Origin of the sequence: Rhizobium sp. PEPV16, from assembly GCF_008919455.1 — a bacterium.
GTDB lineage: Bacteria > Pseudomonadota > Alphaproteobacteria > Rhizobiales > Rhizobiaceae > Rhizobium > Rhizobium leguminosarum_Q.
Genome location: NZ_VSZV01000274.1, coordinates 18,960 through 21,545, shown reverse-complemented (window position 1 = coordinate 21,545; position 2,586 = coordinate 18,960). Strand labels below are relative to the sequence as shown.

1 protein-coding gene and 2 pseudogenes are annotated in these 2,586 nt (G+C 60.2%); 1 reads left to right on the top strand and 2 read right to left on the bottom strand.

What is annotated here, in order from left to right:
* Positions 1-979 (top strand): annotated as a pseudogene (locus FY112_RS12150) (hypothetical protein); the annotation flags it as partial.
* A gap of 223 nt (positions 980-1,202) precedes the next feature.
* Here the strand turns inward: FY112_RS12150 and FY112_RS12145 are convergent.
* Positions 1,203-2,135 (bottom strand): ribose-phosphate pyrophosphokinase, encoded by a 933-nt coding sequence (locus tag FY112_RS12145; RefSeq protein ID WP_011652946.1) that lies wholly within the window; start codon positions 2,133-2,135, stop codon positions 1,203-1,205.
* 105 nt (positions 2,136-2,240) lie between these two features.
* Positions 2,241-2,586 (bottom strand): annotated as a pseudogene (locus FY112_RS37645) (hypothetical protein); the annotation flags it as partial.

Sequence of the window (2,586 nt, the reverse complement as noted above, 5' to 3'; positions counted from 1 at the left end):
CCGGATCGACCATAAGCTGGAGAACCGCTCGACCAGGCTTTCCGGCCTGCAAATGCCACCCGTTGAAATCCGTGCCGACTCGATCGATTTCGAGGCCAAGGTGAACGGCCTGCCGGCCAAGCAGATCCGCGAGATCGTCCTTTTCGTTCTCGACCATCTCGAGGAGAAGGAGCTAAGCCCGGAGAACAGCGACAAGATAAAGGGAATGCTCAAGCAGGCCTTCCCGATTCTTGCCTCGTTCAGCGAGACGATCGGGGTCAACAATCTGACCATCAGCAGCCAGATGGGCAATGGAGGCGCCAAGGCATTCGACTACAATGTGGCCGTCGACGGGCCGAGTGACGCCATGCGTTTCGGCTTCGGCATGAATGCCCAGGACATCAGCCTCGACACGCCCCTGATGCCGGCAAGCTATTCGCCTTTCCTGCCGACCAGCTTCGAGTTGCAACTCGCCATGCCGAATCTGGATTTCGCAAGCTTCGGCGACGCCTTGATGGCGGTGGATTTCAGCAGCGCCGAGGCGCCTGAGACGAGTGGCGAGGAGATGGCGAAGAAGTTCTTCCGCGACGGCCGGCTCGCCGTCGAGTTTCCGAAGGTCAGTGCCAAATCGGATGTCTACGACATCGACATGACCGGCAAAATCGAGGGGCGGGTCGACACCGAGAAGGATTATTCGATGGAGGCGACGATCCTTGCCCGTGATCTCGACAAGACGATTGCCGCGGTTCAGGAGCTTGCCAAGACGGATCCCGATCTTAGCCAGGTCTCCTTCGGCATCATGATGGTAAAAGGTTTCGCCAAGACCGATGCAGATGGCCGCTCGCGCTGGGACATCAGTGTCAGCCGCGATGGTGCAGTCGTCGTCAACGGCCAGCAGATCAAGGGGCCGGATGGTCCGGATCAGGATCAGGGGCTGGAGACTGAGCAGGAACCGGATCAGGGGCAGGATACGGTACCTGCGCCACCGCAGCAGCCTTAAGCATTATCACTTGGTATCCGAAATGAAAGGAAGCCGGCCTTGTGCCGGCTTTTGTGCCTTACGTCACAAGCTTCGCCGAAACCAACGATCGGGGCGGCCGCTTGCGAACGCGGCTCCGCCACAATCAACGGCCAGCAATTCATGCGGCTCGGAGGGTATGCCCAATAATAGCTTGGTCCATCTAATGCAGAAATTGAAAGAGCCGGTCGAATGCCGGCTCTCTTTAATCGAAGAGGCTGGAGACGGACTCTTCCTGAGCTGTTCGGCTGATGGCTTCGCCGATCAGAGGGGCCGTGGTCACGATGCGGATATTGTGCGCCGAGAGAACTGCCGTGGTCGGCTGGATCGAATCCGTGATGACGAGTTCGCGAAGCTTCGAGGAGGTGACGCGGGTGACTGCGCCGCCCGAGAGAACGCCGTGGGTGATATAGGCGGTGACGCTGGATGCGCCCTTGGCCAGCATCGCGTCGGCCGCGTTGCAGAGCGTGCCGCCGGAATCGACGATGTCGTCGATCAGCAGGCAGTCCTTGCCGGTGATGTCGCCGATGATGTTCATGACTTCGGATTCACCCGGCCGCTCGCGACGCTTGTCGACGATGGCCAGAAGACAGTCCAGCCGCTTGGCAAGCGCGCGGGCACGCACCACACCACCGACGTCAGGCGAGACGACCACGACGTTGCTGAGGTCATAATGGCTCTTGATGTCGCGCGTCAGCACGGGCATAGCGAAGAGATTGTCGGTCGGAATATCGAAGAAGCCCTGGATCTGCCCGGCATGGAGATCGAGCGTCATGACACGGTCGGCGCCGGCTTCGGTAATGAGGTTTGCGACCAGCTTGGCGGAGATCGGCGTGCGGCCGGAGGCGCGGCGGTCCTGGCGGGCATAGCCGAAATAGGGAAGGACGGCGGTGATGCGGCGGGCTGACGAACGACGCATGGCGTCGATCATGATCAGCAGTTCCATCAGGTGGTCGTTTGCGGGAAAAGCGGTGGGCTGTACAAGGAAAACGTCCTCGCCGCGCACATTTTCCTGGATTTCCACGAAGATTTCCTGATCGGCAAACCTTCGAACACTGGCTTTCCCCAAGGGAACATTGAGATAGTTGCAGATCGCTTCGGCGAGTTGCCGGTTCGAATTGCCCGCGAAAACCTTCATTTTGGTCCGCCTGTTACGCGCTGATAGCCGCGCTTTTTAGTCAGCTTCCCCGTGAATGCAAGGGCAAAGGCGCCACAGGCTTCCATATTTGCAAAAAGTTTGTGACTAACCGCCCTGAGCCTGCCGCCAGGAAGAGAATTCTGCGATGGTTTTCGAGGCGATCTGTTGCATCACCGAGGCCGGAACGCCCGCCCATGGATCGGCCGCGGCCGTCGGCACGCTTTCCTGTCCCTGGATGCGGTGCAGGCGGCCCCCGCCGCTGTCGAGAATGTCCCAGACATAGACCACGGTGACCTTGCCGTCGTCGCTGAAGGCGGAGAGGTAGCCCTTGAGGATGTAGTCGCTGCTCGCGTCGTTCGAACTCTTGATGGAAAGGCCGTGCGCGCGCGCTTCGGCACCGAGCTGGCGCGAGAGCGGTGTCACGGCCTGCACCGGCGCGCCGATGATCGGT

Bases quoted from the DNA above. Each gene is read 5' to 3' on its own strand.
- FY112_RS12145 (WP_011652946.1), bottom strand. From the start codon at position 2,135: ATGAAGGTTTTCGCGGGCAATTCGAACCGGCAACTCGCCGAAGCGATC.